This is a genomic window from Pseudomonas sp. PDM32 (assembly GCF_019219225.1).
Classification (GTDB): Bacteria; Pseudomonadota; Gammaproteobacteria; order Pseudomonadales; family Pseudomonadaceae; genus Aquipseudomonas; species Aquipseudomonas laurylsulfatiphila.
This window is the reverse complement of the sequence record NZ_JAHUWE010000021.1, coordinates 1-16,984: the sequence shown is the minus strand read 5'-3', so window position 1 is coordinate 16,984 and position 16,984 is coordinate 1. Positions and strand designations below refer to the sequence as shown.

Annotated in this window: 14 protein-coding genes, 1 tRNA gene and 1 pseudogene; 14 read left to right on the top strand and 2 right to left on the bottom strand. The window is 57.9% G+C overall.

The genetic code is table 11. The features are described from left to right. The first annotated feature begins 99 nt into the window (after window positions 1-99). From KW846_RS28900 to KW846_RS28870, 7 genes are all read left to right on the top strand, one after another. Window positions 100-528 (top strand): MarR family winged helix-turn-helix transcriptional regulator, encoded by a 429-nt coding sequence (locus KW846_RS28900; protein ID WP_033047983.1) that lies wholly within the window; start codon window positions 100-102, stop codon window positions 526-528. Next, complete coding sequence (locus KW846_RS28895) at window positions 525-2,597, top strand: FUSC family protein (RefSeq protein WP_218486355.1); 2,073 nt, start codon at window positions 525-527, stop codon at window positions 2,595-2,597. The genes KW846_RS28900 and KW846_RS28895 overlap by 4 nt, the downstream gene beginning before the upstream one ends. Beyond that, window positions 2,594-2,803: a DUF1656 domain-containing protein gene (locus KW846_RS28890; protein ID WP_007975639.1), complete on the top strand. Its 210-nt coding sequence runs from the start codon at window positions 2,594-2,596 to the stop codon at window positions 2,801-2,803. The genes KW846_RS28895 and KW846_RS28890 overlap by 4 nt, the downstream gene beginning before the upstream one ends. Beyond that, complete coding sequence (locus tag KW846_RS28885; protein ID WP_218486354.1) at window positions 2,800-3,687, top strand: HlyD family secretion protein; 888 nt, start codon at window positions 2,800-2,802, stop codon at window positions 3,685-3,687. The genes KW846_RS28890 and KW846_RS28885 overlap by 4 nt, the downstream gene beginning before the upstream one ends. Further along, complete coding sequence (locus tag KW846_RS28880) at window positions 3,684-5,132, top strand: efflux transporter outer membrane subunit (RefSeq protein ID WP_218486353.1); 1,449 nt, start codon at window positions 3,684-3,686, stop codon at window positions 5,130-5,132. The genes KW846_RS28885 and KW846_RS28880 overlap by 4 nt, the downstream gene beginning before the upstream one ends. 93 nt (window positions 5,133-5,225) lie before the next feature. Beyond that, window positions 5,226-5,861, top strand: a complete 636-nt coding sequence (locus KW846_RS28875) for a hypothetical protein (protein ID WP_007975635.1) — start codon at window positions 5,226-5,228, stop codon at window positions 5,859-5,861. 279 nt (window positions 5,862-6,140) lie between these two features. Continuing rightward, the gene (locus tag KW846_RS28870) at window positions 6,141-7,646 is read left to right on the top strand and encodes a YdgA family protein (protein ID WP_218486352.1); all 1,506 of its coding nucleotides are present in this window, start codon (window positions 6,141-6,143) and stop codon (window positions 7,644-7,646) included. A 65-nt stretch (window positions 7,647-7,711) separates the two neighbouring features. On the opposite strand, the gene KW846_RS28865 is transcribed toward KW846_RS28870, so the two are convergent. After that, window positions 7,712-9,241, bottom strand: a complete 1,530-nt coding sequence (locus KW846_RS28865) for an apoptosis inducing factor family protein (RefSeq protein WP_218486351.1) — start codon at window positions 9,239-9,241, stop codon at window positions 7,712-7,714. 139 nt (window positions 9,242-9,380) lie between these two features. Here KW846_RS28865 and KW846_RS28860 point away from each other — a divergent pair, with 139 nt between their 5' ends. From KW846_RS28860 to KW846_RS28835, 6 genes are all read left to right on the top strand, one after another. Next, the gene (locus KW846_RS28860) at window positions 9,381-9,941 is read left to right on the top strand and encodes a YbhB/YbcL family Raf kinase inhibitor-like protein (protein ID WP_218475562.1); all 561 of its coding nucleotides are present in this window, start codon (window positions 9,381-9,383) and stop codon (window positions 9,939-9,941) included. 43 nt (window positions 9,942-9,984) lie between these two features. Next, window positions 9,985-10,257 (top strand): hypothetical protein, encoded by a 273-nt coding sequence (locus KW846_RS28855; protein ID WP_256356903.1) that lies wholly within the window; start codon window positions 9,985-9,987, stop codon window positions 10,255-10,257. A 560-nt stretch (window positions 10,258-10,817) separates the two neighbouring features. Continuing rightward, window positions 10,818-12,542: an OmpA family protein gene (locus tag KW846_RS28850; RefSeq protein WP_218486350.1), complete on the top strand. Its 1,725-nt coding sequence runs from the start codon at window positions 10,818-10,820 to the stop codon at window positions 12,540-12,542. An 18-nt stretch (window positions 12,543-12,560) separates the two neighbouring features. Then, the gene (locus KW846_RS28845) at window positions 12,561-14,261 is read left to right on the top strand and encodes a hypothetical protein (protein WP_218486349.1); all 1,701 of its coding nucleotides are present in this window, start codon (window positions 12,561-12,563) and stop codon (window positions 14,259-14,261) included. Window positions 14,262-14,263: 2 nt separating this feature from the next. Further along, on the top strand, window positions 14,264-15,094 hold the full coding sequence (locus KW846_RS28840; protein ID WP_218486348.1) for a hypothetical protein: 831 nt from the start codon (window positions 14,264-14,266) through the stop codon (window positions 15,092-15,094). Between the two features lie 57 nt (window positions 15,095-15,151). After that, the gene (locus tag KW846_RS28835; protein ID WP_218486347.1) at window positions 15,152-16,177 is read left to right on the top strand and encodes a hypothetical protein; all 1,026 of its coding nucleotides are present in this window, start codon (window positions 15,152-15,154) and stop codon (window positions 16,175-16,177) included. A gap of 257 nt (window positions 16,178-16,434) precedes the next feature. Here the strand turns inward: KW846_RS28835 and KW846_RS28830 are convergent. Then, a tRNA-Arg gene (locus tag KW846_RS28830) sits at window positions 16,435-16,511 on the bottom strand. A 347-nt stretch (window positions 16,512-16,858) separates the two neighbouring features. Between KW846_RS28830 and KW846_RS28825 the strand changes: the two are divergent. Next, window positions 16,859-16,984 (top strand): annotated as a pseudogene (locus KW846_RS28825) (aldehyde dehydrogenase); the annotation flags it as partial.

Sequence of the window (16,984 nt, the reverse complement as noted above, 5' to 3'; positions counted from 1 at the left end):
TCAAAACTTGACGGAAAATCCTCTCCAATGCAATATTGATAGTTAGCAAACTAACAGTGTGTGTTTTCCCTCGTGCCGAACAACCTCGACGTTCTCCAGATGAACATCAGCAGCGCCATGGTGGTGGCCGCCAGGCATTGGCGCAAAATCTGCCAGACCACGCTGGTCAACTATGGCATCTCCGAAGCCTGCGCCGTTCCGCTGTTGATGATCGGGCGCCTGGGCGAGGGCGTGCGTCAGGTGACGGTGGCGCAAGCCGCAGGGATGGAGAGTCCATCGCTGGTGCGCCTGCTGGATCAACTGTGCCATTCCGGTTACGTCTGCCGGACCGAAGATGCGCAGGACCGTCGCGCCAAATGCCTGAGCCTGACCGAAACCGGCCGGGAGCTGGTGCAGGCGGTCGAAGTGGAGCTGGTGCGCTTGCGCCAGGAGGTCCTGGAAGGCATTGACCAGAGTGATCTGGAAGCTACGCTGCGGGTACTGAGAGCTTTTGAAGCGGCCACGCCGCCATCGGTGGCCAACTCTTGAACGGATTTTTCGCAGGCATGCCCCCGGCGCGAGACTGGTTCTACGGGGTTCGCACCTTTGCCGCATCGATGATCGCGCTGTACATCGCCCTGCTCATGCAAATGCCGCGTCCGTACTGGGCGATGGCCACGGTGTACATCGTTTCCAGCCCGTTTCTCGGCCCTACCAGTTCCAAGGCGTTGTACCGGGCAGTCGGCACCTTTATCGGCGCGGCGGCGGCGGTTCTGTTCGTGCCGATGTTCGTGCAGAGCCCCTACGTGTTGGTGGTGGTGATTGCACTGTGGACCGGCACGCTGCTGTTTCTGTCCCTGCATTTGCGCACCGCGAACAACTACGCCTTGATGCTCGCCGGCTACACCTTGCCGTTGATCGCCCTGCCGGTGGTGAACAACCCGCTGGGGGTGTGGGACGTGGCCGAGGCGCGGACCGAAGAAATCTTTCTGGGCATCGTCGTAGCGGCGGTGGTCGGTGCCATGTTCTGGCCGCGACGCCTGGCGCCGGTGTTCAATGATTCGGTGAGCAAATGGTTTACCGATGCATCGACCTACAGCCTGCGCTTCCTCAGTCGTAACGTGCAGCCGGAAGAAGTCAGCGCGTTGCGCGCATCGATGGTCGCCACCTTCAACTCCCTGGAGTTGATGATCGGTCAGTTACCCCACGAAGGATCGCGTCCGCAGACGGTGCGCAATACCAAGGAGTTGCGTGGGCGGATGATTCACCTGCTGCCGGTAGTCGACGCTCTCGACGACGCGCTTTATGCCCTGGAACGACGTACGCCCGAGCTTGTGGACAAGTTCGCGCCGTTGCTGACGGCCACCACCGAATGGCTCGAGCACAAGGATGCCGACCTCGACCGTTGGCAAGCACTCAAGGATCAACTGGAAGCCCTGCAACCCGCCCCCGAAGCGCTGGATGACCGCAAGCAGCTGCTGTTCTCCAATGCGATTTATCGTCTCGGCGAGTGGATCGATTTGTGGCAGGACTGCCGCAGCCTGCAGTACGCCATCCAGTGCGAAAGCCAGGACAGCTGGCGCGCAGTGTATCGGCACTGGCGGCTGGGGCGGCTGTCCCCGTTTCTGGATCGCGGCCTGATGTTGTATTCCGCGGCTTCCACCGTCACCGCGATTATCGTGGCCTCGGTGTTGTGGATTCTGCTCGGCTGGACCGATGGCGGCAGCGCCGTGATCCTGGCGGCTGTGGCGTGCAGCTTCTTCGCCTCGATGGACGACCCGGCGCCGCAGATTTACCGGTTCTTTTTCTGGACGGCGATGTCGGTGGTGTTCGCCAGCCTTTATCTGTTTCTGGTGCTGCCCAACCTGCATGACTTTCCGATGCTGGTGCTGGCGTTTGCCGTGCCGTTCATTTGTGTCGGCACCCTGACGGTCAAGCCGCAGTTTTACCTGGGCATGCTGCTGACCCTGGTCAACACCTCGTCCTTCATCAGCATTCAGGGTGCCTACGACGCCGACTTCCTCAGTTTCGCCAACTCCAACCTGGCCGGTCCCATGGGGCTGCTGTTCGCGTTCATCTGGACCCTGATCGCCCGGCCGTTCGGGGCCGAGCTGGCGGCCAAGCGCCTGACCCGTTTCAGCTGGCGTGACATTGTCGGCCTCTCCGAGCCGGCCACGTTGTCCGAACATCGGCTGTTGGGCATAAAGATGCTCGATCGGCTGATGCAGCACCTGCCGCGCCTGGCCATGACCGGCCAGGACTCCGGCGTGGCCCTGCGGGAAGTGCGGGTGGCATTGAATCTACTGGACCTGCTCGCCCATACGCCGCGGGTCCTCGGTGTGCCGCAGGTGCTGCTGCGCCAGGTGGTGGCCGAGGTTGGCGAGTACTTCAAGGCCTGTCTCAAGGCCGGTGAGCGCTTGCCGGCACCGAGCCCGCTGCTGATGACCCTCGACCGCACGCGTCGTGCCCTCAGCGGTGCCGGCGATGACGAAACCCGCCGGCATTTGCTGCACGCCCTGAGCGGCCTGCGCCTGGCATTGCTGCCCGGTGTCGAATTCGTCGGTGCCGCCGAACCCGAAGAACCGCTTCCCCATGGCATTGATGGAGCGCCTTTATGATCGGTGATCTGGATGTCAGCGGGGTGTTTCTGCCCACGCTGCTGGTGCTGATGGGCATTACCTATGTGTTGTACCTGTTGGTGCACGGGGTGCTGACGCGCCTGCACTTTTACCGTCTGGTCTGGCACCGGGCATTGTTCAACGTGGCCCTCTACGCCCTGCTGCTTGGCGCCGTGGACTCACTCAGTCGATACCTGATGACATGAAAAAACCCTTTCTAACCCTTGGTCGCGTGGTGCTGACCCTGCTGATCGTGAGCTTCGCCGTGGTCGTGGTCTGGCGCATGGTGATGTATTACATGTTCGCGCCCTGGACCCGCGATGGGCACATCCGTGCCGACATCGTGCAAATCGCGCCGGATGTTTCCGGGTTGATCCAGCAAGTGGAGGTGCGCGACAACCAGTTGGTCAAGCGCGGCCAGGTGCTGTTCAGCATCGATCCGGACCGCTTCAAGCTGGCACTGCGCCAAGCGAAAGCGGCTGTCGCCGACCGCGAAGAAACCCTGGCCCAGGCCCAGCGTGAGGCCAAGCGAAACAAAGGCCTCGGTAACCTGGTGCCGGCTGAGCAACTGGAAGAAAGCCAGTCGAAAGTGGCCCGCGCCCAAGTGGCCTTGATGGAAGCCCAGGTGGCGGTGGACAGCGCGCAGCTGAACCTCGACCGCTCGGTGATCCGCAGCCCGGTGGACGGCTACGTCAACGACCGTGCGCCACGGGCCCAGGAGTTCGTCAGCGCCGGGCGTCCGGTGTTGTCGGTGGTCGACAGTAATTCGTTTCACATCGACGGCTATTTCGAAGAAACCAAACTGAACGGCATCCATATCGGCCAGAGCGTCGACATCCGGGTGATCGGCGATAATGCGCGCTTGCGCGGGCACGTAGAGAGCATCGTTGCCGGTATCGAAGACCGCGACCGCACCAGCGGCAACAACCTGCTGCCCAACGTCAACCCGGCCTTCAGTTGGGTGCGCCTGGCCCAGCGGATTCCGGTGCGCATCGCCTTCGATGACGTGCCGGCGGATTTCCGCATGATCGCCGGGCGCACCGCCACGGTATCGATCATCGACGATCAGCAACGGGAGCCGGCGCAATGAGCAAGGCCTCGGGTTTGGCGGTCGCCGGTTTGGGTTTGCTGCTGTCGGCGTGTCAGATGGTCGGGCCGGATTATCACTTGCCCGAAGAGGCGGCTGTCCATCGTCCAGATATCCAGGGCGATCTGGCGGTCGATGGCAAAACGGTGGTGTCCGCACCGGTGCCAGCCGATTGGTGGCGCCTGTACAAGGACCCGCGACTCGACCAGCTGGTACAGCAGGCCATGGCCTCCAACACCGATTTGCGCGTGGCGGCAGCCAGCCTGTCGCGGTCTCGCGCTCAGGTGGATGAGGCTGAAGCGGCGGGCGGCTGGAGCGGCGGCGTGCAGATGGGCGCCCAGCGCTTGCAGGAGTCCGGCCAGGCGTTCCTGCTACCGGAAAAAGTGCCGGTGGCCAACATTGGCGACATCGGCATCAGCGCGTCCTACCAGTTCGACCTGTTCGGGACCTTGCAACGCGGTATCGAAGCGGCCAAGGCCAATGCCGATGCGACGCAGGCCGCCGCCGATACGGCACGCATCACCGTGGTGGCCGACGTGGTACGGGCCTACACCCAGGTGTGCGCGGCCAATGAAGAGCGGGAAATCGCCCAGCACTCCCTCGACCTGCAAGCGCAAAGCACCACACTGATCCAGCGCCTGCGCGATGCTGGGCGTGGCGATGAAACCCAGGTCACCCGCTCGCAAACCCAATTCAAATCCCTGCGCGCTGACATGCCGCGCTATGAGGCCTCACGTCAGTCCGGGCTGTATCGCCTGTCGATGTTGCTGGCCAAGCCGGTGGATCAACTGCCGGCCGGCACCGTCACCTGCGACGAGCTGCCGAAAATCGCGCAATTGGTCCCGGTGGGCGATGGCGCCGCGTTGCTCAAGCGTCGCCCCGATGTGCGGCAGGCCGAGCGGCGGCTGGCGGCTGCGACGGCCGGTATCGGTGTCGCCACGGGTGAGCTGTACCCGAATATCAGTATCGGCGCGACCATCGGTACCGTCGGTATCCTCGACGATCTCGGCGACCCGTCGACCAACCGCTGGGGCTTCGGCCCGTCGCTGACCTGGAAGGTGCCGACCAACGGCGCCCGGGCGCGCATCCGCGAAGCCGAAGCGGTGACCCAGGCGACGCTGGCGCATTTCGATGGGGTGGTGCTCAACGCGATTCGTGAAACCCAGACCAGCCTTGCCCAATACACGGCCTTGCTGCAACGCCGCGACGCCCTGGCCGATGCCGAGCAATCGGCAAAACTGGCGGCTGAACAGACCCATCGCTTCTTCCAGGCCGGCCGCGAATCATTCCTGGCGGACCTGCAAGCGACCCGCACCTACACGGATGTCACGGCGCAATTGGCCGCTGCCAACACCCAGGTTGCCGCCAGCCAGATCGATTTGTTCCTGGCGTTGGGCGGCGGATGGGAAAGCGGACGAACGCAAGCGTCGAACTCCGGCAAACCCTGAGGCCGTTGCTATGCTTTGAAGTGTTGGAAGGGCGCCTCGTGCAAAGCGCCCTTTCTTCGCACAAGGCTCGCGCAGGTCAGGGGGAAACCAACAATGAAAAACCCTTATGCTCTCGGCTTCTGGTGCGCCATCGTGGCGTTGGTGCTGCTGTCGGCCACCTATTTCTACGGCGTCATGCTGGCCCACCAGATCGACAAGGCTCTGGCGTTCCTCGACAGTGCCGTCGCGTTGATAGCCGTGATGTCCGTTGCGGTGGTGGCCTGGGCGTCGGTCCAGAATCAGCGCATCAAAAAAAGACAACTCGAACAAGGCAAGACCCTGGTCCTGATCTGGGATACCAAGGTGGCGTTGCGTCGTGTCGAAACGGTGTTCGACCGTTATTTCTGGGGCAGTTACTGGCAACCGGGGCGCACGTTTCAGGAAGTCATGGGCGAATTGACCGGCACGCCGCTGGAAAAAAGCCTCGAAACCCTGAAAAAACAATGCCTGGCGCTGGACCGGCAGGTGGCTGACGACGGTCGGCACTGGCTCAGCAATGCCCGGGAGCTAGCCGATGTCGCTACGGCCATGGCCCGTGAACGCTATCAACTGGACGTCTGCGACCCACGCGCGGAAGTGACGGGCGGAGCGGTGATCAACCGCGACTTCGAAGTGCTGGTGTACACCTGGACGGCGCGGCTTAAAAGCTTTGATCATCAACTGGACGAGATCGAAGTCCAATACTCCTGATTTTGTGTTGGCTGTTCTGACGCCTTCGCGAGCAAGCCCGCTCCCACATTGGAATGCATTCCCCTGTGGGAGCGGGCTTGCTCGCGAAGGCGATTGAATGCACAGCGAAAATTTCGAACCCTGCGCCCCCCCAAGACACTCTTTCACCTTTAATCATTGGGCCGTTCGTCGCGCCTGATGCTAATCTGCATTCCACTTTCAGCGCAGTCGAGCCGCAACCCGTCATGGGTTCAGGGAAGACGACCACACTTTCAACAACGGACATTGAACGGGTCATACATGAACAAATCAGCAGGCGTGCTACTGGGAATTGTTGTCGCAATCGGTGCCATCAGCGCAGGCGGAGCCTGGTTCACCGGCACCAAACTCGAAGGTGTGTTGAACACCTCGATTGCCGATGCCAACAAGGAGCTGCAAGCAGCCATGGTCGGTTCCAACGGCACGGCGTCGCTGGAGCTGGTATCGCTGGAGCGTCATGTATTCAGCAGCACCGCGCACTATCGTCTCAAGGGCGAAGGTGAAATGTTCGGCGAAGCGCCGGCCGAGTTGCTGTTTGTCGATCACATCGAACACGGCCCGTTGCCGTTCTCGCGGCTGATGTCGCTGAAGTGGCTGCCAGTCCTGGCGACCAGTCACTACGAACTGGAAAAGACCCCGCTCACCGAGAAGTGGTTTGCCGCCGCCAAGGACAAATCTCCACTGACCGGCGTGGTCAACATCGGCTATGACAATGCCACCAATGGCACCTTCGAGTTGCAGCCGCTGGAAATGGCGCTGGATGACAAGTCGAGCATGAAATTCTCTGGCCTGAGCATGGACGTCGATGCCAGCGCCAAGGCGCAGAAGGTCAAGGCCAACGGCTACATGGACAGCCTGAAAGTGACCACCGTTTCCGAAGACCAGGCACCGGTTCAGGTTGAGTTGAACGGCCTGACCCTGGCCAGCAACCTGACCAAAAGTACCTACGGTTTCTATGTCGGCGAGAACGTCCTTGAACTGGCCAGCGGCAAATCGACTTTTGGCGTCAAGCAGTCGGTGCTGGACTTCAAGAAATTCGAGATGAAAAACCTGACGGAAGAAAAGGGCAGCAACGCGTCCGGGCGTGCCGATTACAAAGTTGGCGAAGTGTCCCTGAACGGCAAGGCCATCGGCTCCGGTGCGCTGGTCATGAGCGTGAAGAACCTCGACATTCCGGCCACGATGTCGTTGATGCAGGTCTACCAGAGCAAACTGCAGCCGTATGAGCGTGAGGCGGCCGAAGCGACGGCAGCGGGCCTGCCGGCACCGGAGCTGAAACTGACCGAAGCCGAAGAAGCGCTGCTCAAGTCCAGCCTGGAAAAACTGCTGGCTGCCGGGCCGCAAGTGGCCCTGGAAAACCTGTCGTTCAACACCGCCAATGGCGAGAGCCGCGCCAACATGGTGCTCGACCTGACCAAGCCACAAGCCATCGATCTGCCGACCGATCAGTTGGTCAGGCAGTTGATCGCATTGCTGGACTTCAAACTGCTAGTGTCCAAACCCATGCTGGTCGACGTGCTCACCGTGCAATCGCAAATTGACGGTCAGACCGACGCCAAGCTGATTGCCGATCAGGCCACTGCAACCGCAGACATGTTCAGCAGCATGGCGGTCGGCAGCCAACTGGCAAAACTGGACGGCAACAACATCGTCACCAACTTGCGTTACGCCAACAATCAGGTGGACTTCAACGGCCAGAAAATGACCGTCGAAGAGTTTGCCGGTTTTGTCATGAGCAAGTTTGCGGATACTGGCGCCACCGAATAACGGCGGCCGTTTACCCGGAAACGCCCGGCCTCTGCATCGCGCAGGTGCCGGGCGTTTTGCTGTCCCTAGGGGGTGTCACGGATCAGGCGCCATGCCTCTTCCCAGGGCAAGGGTTGTTTCATCCGCTCGGCAAGCATTGCCATGGCCCGGTCCATCTCGCAGGCTAGCGCTGCGGACACCACACCATTTTTTCCGAACAGGCCTATGAAGGGCGGATCGTAAGGGTCGCCCTTGAACTCGACTTCATCCCAGCCCTCGGCGTGCCCGAGGTAGTCGTAGGTCTTGCCGAAATGCCAGGTCCAGAAAAACGGCACGTCGAGGTAATGCTCGTCCCCGCCCAGCATATTGGCCGCTGCGATCCGCGCCTGCTGTTGGGCCAGTCGCCAGTGTTCGATGCGCACGTATTGGTTGTTCAGCGGGAAGGTGGCGATATCGCCAGCCGCCCAGAGGCTGTCGGCCACGCGCATTGCGCCGTCGACACGCAGCGACTGATCCTGCTCTTTCGTCAGCCCGGTGAAGGCGGCGGTGGCTGGTGTGACGCCAATGCCGACCAGAACCAGATCGGCCGCCAGGCGTTGGCCGTTGTCCAGGCGCACGGCTTCGACCTTGTCCGTTCCTTCGATCTGCGCCGCATTGCCCTGGGTATGAAACATCACGCCATGGGCTTCATGTCGCGCGCGAATGGCCTTGCCGACCGTTTCGCCGAACTGTTTGGCAAAAGGCACTGCGTGGCGGGCCAGCACAGTCACGTCCAGGCCAAGCTGGCGCAGGGACGAGGCGGACTCCATGGCAATGAAACTGTCGCCGATGATCACCACCCGTTGGCCGGCGCTGGCGCTGTGCAGAATCTGCTGTGCATGGGCTCTGGAGCGTAAAACGAACACCTGCGGCAAGTCGGCGCCGGGCAGCGTCAACAGCTTGGGTATGCCGCCGGTGGCCAGCAGCGCGGCGTCGTAGGTCAGTGATTGGCCGTCAGTCAGCCGCAGTGTGCGGTTTGATGCGTCCAGGCTGGCGACTTCGCCCTGCAGGCGCTCGATCCGCTGCTCCCGGTAAAACGCCTCGTCGCGCAGCGGCGGGACTTCCTGCGGCGGCATTTCCCCGGCGATCACGTATTTGCTCAGCGCGGTGCGGTCGTATCCGGCATCGGCTTCGCGGTCGATCAACAGCACCCGGCCACCGAAACCTTTCTCGCGCAACGCCGCCGCTGCTGCCGTGCCTGCCGCGCCAGCGCCGATAATGATGAAGGTTCGTGGATCGTCGGCCGGTGGCGTGTGGGCGTCCGATAATGGCTGGTCGCCGACCCAGATTTCGCCGTCACGGATTTCGAGGGGATAGCGCTTGAGACTGTCCAGGGCTGGTGGTTCGCACAGGCCGCCATCCTCGATCCTAAACTGCGCCTTGTGCCACGGACAGGTCAGGCGTCCGTTGCATACCGCACCGTCAGCCAGCGGGGCGCCGGCATGCGGGCACTCGGCCTGATAAGCGCGAAGTTGCTCACCGGCCCGCAACAGGAGAATCTTGCTGCCCTGGACTTGCACTTCCAGACCCCGGTCTTCGGGCACATTGGTGACACGCGCAACGCGATGCAGAGTCATGATTGCTCTCCAGACAGACGTTTACTTATGAGTCTGGTGCTTATCGCGAGGTTCAGCCAATTCCCCCCTGCCACGGCGTGAACGGTCCGGCTATAGTTTGCACGCCGACGACGGCCCAACACGCACAAGGTGCTCCGGTATGACCCGATTGACCTCAATCAACGCTTGGCTCGCAGCCGCCGCTGTCGCCCTTTGCGTGCAGTTCCCGGCGCAGGCCCAGGAACGCTTCACCCTGAACATTCCCGGAGTTTCCGATGACCGTCTGTTCACCTCGGCCGCTGCGAGCGATTCCGCGGGCTGTGGCGGACACAACATTTCCCCGGCATTGAACTGGAACGCCGGCCCGGCTGCCACCCAAAGCTACGCCATCGTCATGCACGACCCGGACGGCCAGAAAGGCCAGGGCATCGATCAGTGGGTGCATTACGGCATCAAGGCCGGCACCCACCAGATCCCGGCCGGTGCCGGAAGCAAACCCGGCCTCGAGGGCGTTGGCGGTACCAACAGCCAAAACACCATCGGCTACATCGGCCCTTGCCCGCCTGTTGGCGACAGCGCGCACCACTACATCATCCAGATCTACGCCCTGGACCTGGCCCCGGACGCTTTGCCCGCCGGCCTGACCCGTGCGCAGCTGCTGGAAAAAATCAAAGGCCACGTCCTGAGAAACAGCAGCGTGGTACGGCGCTATCACCGCTAAAGGCTGATTTGCAGCAAACTGAAGTGCGCAGCATGGCTGGGATTTGGCATCCACCCCCGAAAGCGCGCACTATCAGGCTATAGCCGATGCGTTGGAGGATGCCGTGGCAAAAAAAATCGACCGCATCGCCCAAATGCTCAACTGCCCGCAAAAGGGTGAAGAACTACGGCGAGCGATTACCGAGAGTCGCAAGGATTTTCTGCTGAACCAGCCGGAAGAGGATGTTGTTGAAGGCGACGACCTTGAAGAGGAGTTCTTTGAGGACGACGAGAATGATGACGATGAGTACGACGAGTTTGATTGGACGACAGAATGAAAAAACCGCCTTGGCGGTTTTTTTGCTTTGCGAAGCGGTCAACCTCCCGAATCTCCTCGGTGTTTTCGTTTGATCTTCGACGTTTCCTTCAAGATGCTGTAACCCGAACAAGGACTGCAACGGTTAGTTCAAGGTTATTGCTCTTGGGTTGTAATCACTGCTGTTTCACGGTGAAACAGGGAGGCCGGGTACTGAAGTCTGATTTCCCTGTCGTTGATGTGCTTTGTCACAATCTTTTTAATTCTTGCTTGATCCGAAAAGACGCCAGCTGTCAGGCCTCCCAAGCCTGGAGGCGTGAGCGTCACTCCAGCCAATTACGCAATTTTTTTCAGTTCTTCGGTTCCAGTAGATGCCCGATGGTACTGATGGCATTCAGACCGGCCCGCAGTCGCGTCGACGGAATTCTCCAGGTACCCAAGCCCCTCAAACATCAGGCTTCCACGCAAGTTCCGACGGCCATTGTTTCCGTGCAACCCATGTGAATGAGGGGCGGGGCGACGTTTCAGACAAACTCAAAAAAGAAATGAATCTAAACATTTCGATTTTTCGGTGATGCCAATATGATATCGCCCGTAGTTCCCAGCAGACATCGTCGAAAAAAGCGTGATGAACAATCAATGGGATACCTACCGGGCAAGCTGATGGCCAACAAAAATGTTGGCTGGCCAATGCCTGACCTAATTGCGAAGGAACGATTGAATATGACTTTGAAACAGGGGTTTCTCAGGCCAACTGCTCTCGCCGTGGCGATTTCGATGGGGGTCGCGGGCTGCTCCACAATTGATCATCAGTTGGGTCAGTCATCAGGGGCAACAGCCTGCGCAGTGGGCGGCGCTGTTGGCGCGGTAGCAGGTGCGTTGGTTGCCGTTGCCACTAAGGGTAAACCGGAAGTCGGTGCTCTTGCTGGCGCCGGTATTGGTTGCGGCATAACAATGCTCTACCAAAGTCGAGTCAAACGTCTCCAGGCTATTGCTCAGGCTGAGCACATGGACATGGATGTCAAAGAGATCGTTACCAATACCGTCGCCGGTGGTGTTTCTGAAGGGGCCACGGTGGGTATTGAGGCGCAGGCACGTGATTCGACGATGTTTGCCCCGGCCTCTGCCGAGTTGACCCCGGAAGGCGTACGTCAACTGCGTAAAGTCGCCGAAACCATGGCAGAAGCTCAAAAAGCCCAGTCGGCAAAGCCCGCGCAATTTAATCAGCAAGCGCCTGCGGGTGACATGAAAATTCTGGTCGTAGGCCACACAGACTCCACCGGTGAAGCACAATTCAACCAAAGTCTGTCTGAAAAACGTGCGCGCGCTGTCGGCAATATTCTGGCCGAAGCTGGCATCAAACCCACTGATATCTATTACCAAGGCGCTGGATCTTCACGTCCTGTCGCGGATAACAGCACGGTAGCGGGGCGGGCAAAAAACCGTCGCGTCGAGATGTCGCAGATCGATAGCCAGAAGTTGTTGGTCGAACGGGTTCGCAGTGAACGCAACAACACCAAGTACCTTGAATACGGTACTCGCACGCAGTCTGCAACGGCGCCTGCCGTCGCCGTGAGGACCTCAAAAATTGCGACCTCGCCTGCTGTCGCTCAAGTACCAATGGCCGCTGCAAAGGCGAAAACCAAAAAACCGGTTTCCCCATCAATTTCGCAGGAAAGTGCCTCTTCGCAGGAGAGCTCGTCTGCACCCTCGCCGTTGGCAATTATCGGCAAGGGTGGCATCGACTTTGGCGGCCACGCGGTGACCAATGGCAACTCGGCTCTTGCGCAGTCCATCGTGCCCAAGAAGTCTATGTTCTCGCTGATTTCCAGCGCCTATGCATCCGCCCCTGTCGGATCTTGCATCGCCGATATGCCACGTACCGAAGGCGAAGTCATGAACCTGGGCACTGGCAAGTCGATTGATGACGTCGATACCAGCGACTTCCTGCCGGGCATGAACGGGCGTCCGTGGGCTCAGTTGGTCAATGGTCACCTTGCGAGTATTGGTCCGGTGTCGATCCTGAAGGCGGATTCGACCTTGGCCGAGCAACCATTCATGTCCTTCAAGTCCAACTACAAGACCGCTAAAGAGAAGCAGATCAGTCGAGTTCTGGCATCTGCAAATACTTATGACGGTGAAACCCAGGTTCTGTATCGAGTCTTCTCGGTCGACGCGAAAAGCTCGCCGGTATCGTGCATGGACATCGTGTTCGACAAACGCACGGGTCAAGCATCGGGTGGCGAAATCTACTACCCCAAAGGTGGCACCGCTTTCGTTGCTGCATTCGATCCTAGCCGTCAGTAATTCTCCAAGGAAGACAACATGCTCGAGACCATAAAAACAATCATGACGGCCTATTGGTACATCGTTGTACCCATTATCACGACCCTGATAATGATGATTCCCGTAGTGATCTATTGGGAAAAGGTCCGTTATGGATTGATGATCACCCGCCATCGCTTTCCTTTGATCGGGACAATCAGCTATTGGGTAAAAAACCCTGGCAAGCAGGACAGTCAGACTCACTTCCTGAAATCGGAAACGGAGCTTTGCGGTGCCTACCATCACTACTACCTAAAGCATTCCAAAGACGGCACGTTCTACAAAAAGGCTGAAGACTACCTTCTCAAGGTCAATGAGGATGGTCGTAAGGAAAAAGGGCTGCTGCTTTGGGCATTGATCCTGACCTTGATGGTGGTTGAGGCCTCGGCCTTCGGTTACGCGCTGGCTCCGTACGTGCTGGCCATGGCTACTCCAAATACCGCGATGATTACGGCCTGGGGTATTGGCCTGGTCATTTCGGTTGTTGGTTTGTACCTGTCCGAGAAGAGTGGTCACCAGCTATATACCAACCACAAGATCAATCAGGTAATGGCCTACAGCTCGATGCGCGAAAGCGGATCGGCCGGTGACTTCATCCGCAAGGATCGCCTGAATATAGACAAAACCTTTGAAGATGATGACCGCCCGGCCTACCAACAGCTGCTGAACCGCATCAAGGTAGGAGGGGACACGGCCAAGCCGAGCAAGTCCTTCAACTACTTGATCATCTACTCGGTGTTCATTGTGGGGCTTGCCATAGCTGCCTTTGCCGTGCGGACCGAGACGCTGAAGGCGACCGAAGCCGAGCTGGTCGCGAACCCGATGACCTCCATGTCCATGGAGCAGGCATCGCCAGATGCAGAAAGCTTTGATCTGGGCGATGACATGAAGGCAGTAAAACAGGCTTCCGTATCGAAAAGTGCACAAGACCAGATCGACTCGATGCACCGCGCTTCGATGATCACCTTCGCCGTATTGAGCGCCTTGTTCTGCTTCATTCAGTTCACATCGACGATCATGGCCTACTCCCGCGGTTTTGCCGGTAGTCATTCGAGCGAAGCCTGGAAGGCCACGAAAGGCTTTGCCAACGCCGATGAGTTTGTCTCTCATCACGAAACAATTGCTCGATCCATCGCTGTGGATGCTCAGCGCGCCCTTGGCAACCTGCAAGCGCTACTGAGTGCGCAATTTCATATTTCTGGTGACGATAACAACCAGAAAGAAACGAATAAGCATGAGCGCACCTTTGAACGTTTCCTCGCCATCAAACACGCCGAGAAGATGGCTAAAGACCAGCGGGATGTATTGAGCGGCATTCTGGATAATCTCAACAAGCAGTCTGCGGATTTCGCCAGAAAGGGTGATCAGGCTGGTTCCGATCTCGCAATGGCCAAAGCTGCCGAAATTCGCGCTCGAATCAACAGCCTCAACGGCACCGAAACGGTTGTTGCAGCTGCACAGGCCGTAGTGCCTGTCAGAACTGAATCACCCCATCATGAAGTACTGGCTGCCACGGTTGTTGTCGCTCCTGTCGAGCCGGTTGCTGCCGTTGCGCAAGCTGGTTTCGATCCGCATGCGTGGGGCAACCTGATGGGTTTTGAAGAAGACGATCTGGAATATGTAGCGGGGAAGAAAGGTGTTGATATCGCCCTCATCCGTCGCGCATACAAGCTCCAGAAGCTGGATGCGGAGCTTAGTTGATCATGATCAAGTCCCTTATGGCGGCGCTCGCCTTCGCCCCTGTGGTCCTGCTGGCTGCCGAACGCAATGACGTGCCAAGTTGTTACGAGATCACCAAGCTGACCGAGTTCAAGTCGCCCTCTTCAGGGCGCTTGTTGACGGTCATCGTCGATCAAACGACCCCACTGACCGGAGACCTGCAACAGACCGCCTGGAACCACATCAAGCGGTTCATGGGGCCTGGCGACAAGCTTCGTCTCTACAGCTTCAGTGCTTACTTGAACGGACGCTACACCAAGCTTGAGTTTGCGGGTGAGTTGGAAAGCCCTATTGATCCCGCGGCGATCCCGAACGTGCCGATTATGGCGGCGAAAAAGTTCGACGGCTGCCTGACGCAACAGCGTCAGGTGCTCTTTCAGCGCTTTGGCAAGGCATTCGCCGGCACGATCAAGGCGTCCACCACCGATATTCCGCGCAGCGAAATCCTTTTCAGCCTGCGTGAAATCGCAAACGACATCAGCAAGGCCAAAGACACAAACGACCAGGTCGTCCTACTGATGTCCGACATGCTGGAATACAGTGACTTTGGCAGCTTCTATGCCTCGAACCGCATTCGGGACATCAGCGCCCCGGCTGAACTTGAAAAAGTTAAGAAGCAGAACCTGTTAGCAGATTTCGGGGGCGCGCGAATCTATGTTCATGGTGCGGCATTCGTGCCTCAGTCCAACAAGGATGGCTACCGTTCCGGGAAGATGATCAGCAATCTCAAGATTTTCTGGAATGGTTATTTTGAGCAGTCAAATGCCGAACTTAGAGGTTTCGGCACTCCTGAACTCACCAGCGCCGTCGAATAAAAAATATTTCGCTTGTAATCTGGCAAATCAATGATTTAAAGAATATTGGAGCGCAACATGTTTGGAAACATTGTGATAATAGCGGCACTTACTGCCGCCGGTTTTTATGCGGGGAAGAAGTTTAATAAAAATGTCGTATTGATCATAACGACGCTGGTCGCATTTCTTCTGCTGAAGCCTGAGTACATTTACTATGACTTTAACCTTCCAGAATTAATGTTTTCCGTTTTTCTTGCGTTGGTGCCGGCCATTGCAATAAAGCTGATAGGTGGGGGGGAGTTTGCCGACTTTAACTTGGGTGGGTCGCAGCAACGTGATAGTTCGGACGGCGTCGGGTCCGCGACATTCCTGATCGGCAAGATTTTATCTGCCAATGACACGTCCTATACTACGACGAGTGTAGGCATCTCAAAAGATGTCTTTGGGAACGATAAGGCCACTGCATACAACACACTTCACAGCTCGCATCGAACCTGGGTCTATGACCATGAGCGCCAGCAGGAAGTGGAATATCGCAGCTCCGGTGAGTCGCCTGGCCGCCCTGGCCACAACATCGGTGTGGCGATGGTCGAGGGTCAAGGAAAGCTCGAAGTAAACTTCGACACTCACGTGGAATACACCTACAAGTCCGTCAGTGAACACGCTGTGTTGGCGGGGGGCATTCTATCAGTGGGCATGTTGTTTCTTGGTTGGGTAATGATACCGGTATCTTGGCTTAAACTGGTATTTTCTCGTCTGGCCAAAAAGCCCCTCTGTTTTTACACCAATACCGCATGCACCGGGTTTCCGGGAAGTGAGGCACCGCAAATAAAATCCTTGCTCATTCAAACCGTTCTGGTTGGAGCAATTTACCTTCTATTGTTGGCCTCCCTCACTAAGCATTCCACGGACTTGGCCTTTGTAGCTGTTGCCGTGTTCGTCGGGCTGATTTGGTGCAATATTCATTTCATGAAAGCCACAATCACGGCATATCAGCAATTCATTTCCAAATGCCGGGACGAATTATTTCTGCGTTATAAAGCGCATTTGCGAAAAGTTAGTGGTGCGGAGCAGGCGAATTCAAAAGCCTCCGCAGAAGTTTGACCTATGGGCTGAAAAGCATTACTGCAAATTATTGAATGCTACAAAACAGTTAATATGTGAAAAGGTCTTCAATGAGGCCTTTTTACGTACTTATGTTTCTGATTTATCGGCTACGTACGGTTTGGTAGCGGGTGCGATCAAAAAAAGAGGTCGCTAGGCGATGCAAGCTCATCGCGAGGCGCGGGCCATGCACGAAGCTGGCACAACCTGGAAACAAAAAAGGGCCCATGTTTTCACATGGGCCCTTGCTTTATATATGGTGCACCAGGCGGGATTCGAACCCACGACCCCTGCCTTCGGAGGGCAGTACTCTATCCAGCTGAGCTACTGGTGCAGCGGGCGCCATGATACTCATATGCACTGCGGGCGTCCATGCTGCTGAATCGCCTGCGTTTTTTTAAAGCTGTAACGGGTGTTTGCTACGTTGATCAGAAAATACGGGCAAAAGCGTCGTTTTCGTTCTTTTTTTCGAACAGCCTATTGTCCTTTACCCCCTTTGATCCTAGGATTCGTTTGAGATTTCAAACGCTCTTGTCTGGGTGCTGAACCGCACGAGTTCAATCAGTGCGCTATTTATGTGCTTCAGCCCGGTGAATGATTTCCCTGACGGCAGCCTATCAGGCGCCTTTCTACAATCATAATTTGCTCCGCGCGTGCGCGGTGCTGTTAAGGAAAGCCGACATGCAGCTTAAAGACACCCAGTTGTTCCGCCAGCAAGCCTTCATCGATGGCGCGTGGGTTGATGCGGACAATGGTCAGACGATCAAGGTCAACAACCCGGCAACGGGCGAAATTCTGGGCACTGTG

Coding starts and splice junctions, on each gene's coding strand:
- KW846_RS28900 (WP_033047983.1), top strand. CDS start 100: ATGAACATCAGCAGCGCCATGGTGGTGGCCGCCAGGCATTGGCGCAAA.
- KW846_RS28890 (WP_007975639.1), top strand. CDS start 2,594: ATGATCGGTGATCTGGATGTCAGCGGGGTGTTTCTGCCCACGCTGCTG.
- KW846_RS28885 (WP_218486354.1), top strand. CDS start 2,800: ATGAAAAAACCCTTTCTAACCCTTGGTCGCGTGGTGCTGACCCTGCTG.
- KW846_RS28880 (WP_218486353.1), top strand. CDS start 3,684: ATGAGCAAGGCCTCGGGTTTGGCGGTCGCCGGTTTGGGTTTGCTGCTG.
- KW846_RS28875 (WP_007975635.1), top strand. CDS start 5,226: ATGAAAAACCCTTATGCTCTCGGCTTCTGGTGCGCCATCGTGGCGTTG.
- KW846_RS28870 (WP_218486352.1), top strand. CDS start 6,141: ATGAACAAATCAGCAGGCGTGCTACTGGGAATTGTTGTCGCAATCGGT.
- KW846_RS28865 (WP_218486351.1), bottom strand. CDS start 9,241: ATGACTCTGCATCGCGTTGCGCGTGTCACCAATGTGCCCGAAGACCGG.
- KW846_RS28860 (WP_218475562.1), top strand. CDS start 9,381: ATGACCCGATTGACCTCAATCAACGCTTGGCTCGCAGCCGCCGCTGTC.
- KW846_RS28850 (WP_218486350.1), top strand. CDS start 10,818: ATGATATCGCCCGTAGTTCCCAGCAGACATCGTCGAAAAAAGCGTGAT.
- KW846_RS28845 (WP_218486349.1), top strand. CDS start 12,561: ATGCTCGAGACCATAAAAACAATCATGACGGCCTATTGGTACATCGTT.
- KW846_RS28840 (WP_218486348.1), top strand. CDS start 14,264: ATGATCAAGTCCCTTATGGCGGCGCTCGCCTTCGCCCCTGTGGTCCTG.
- KW846_RS28835 (WP_218486347.1), top strand. CDS start 15,152: ATGTTTGGAAACATTGTGATAATAGCGGCACTTACTGCCGCCGGTTTT.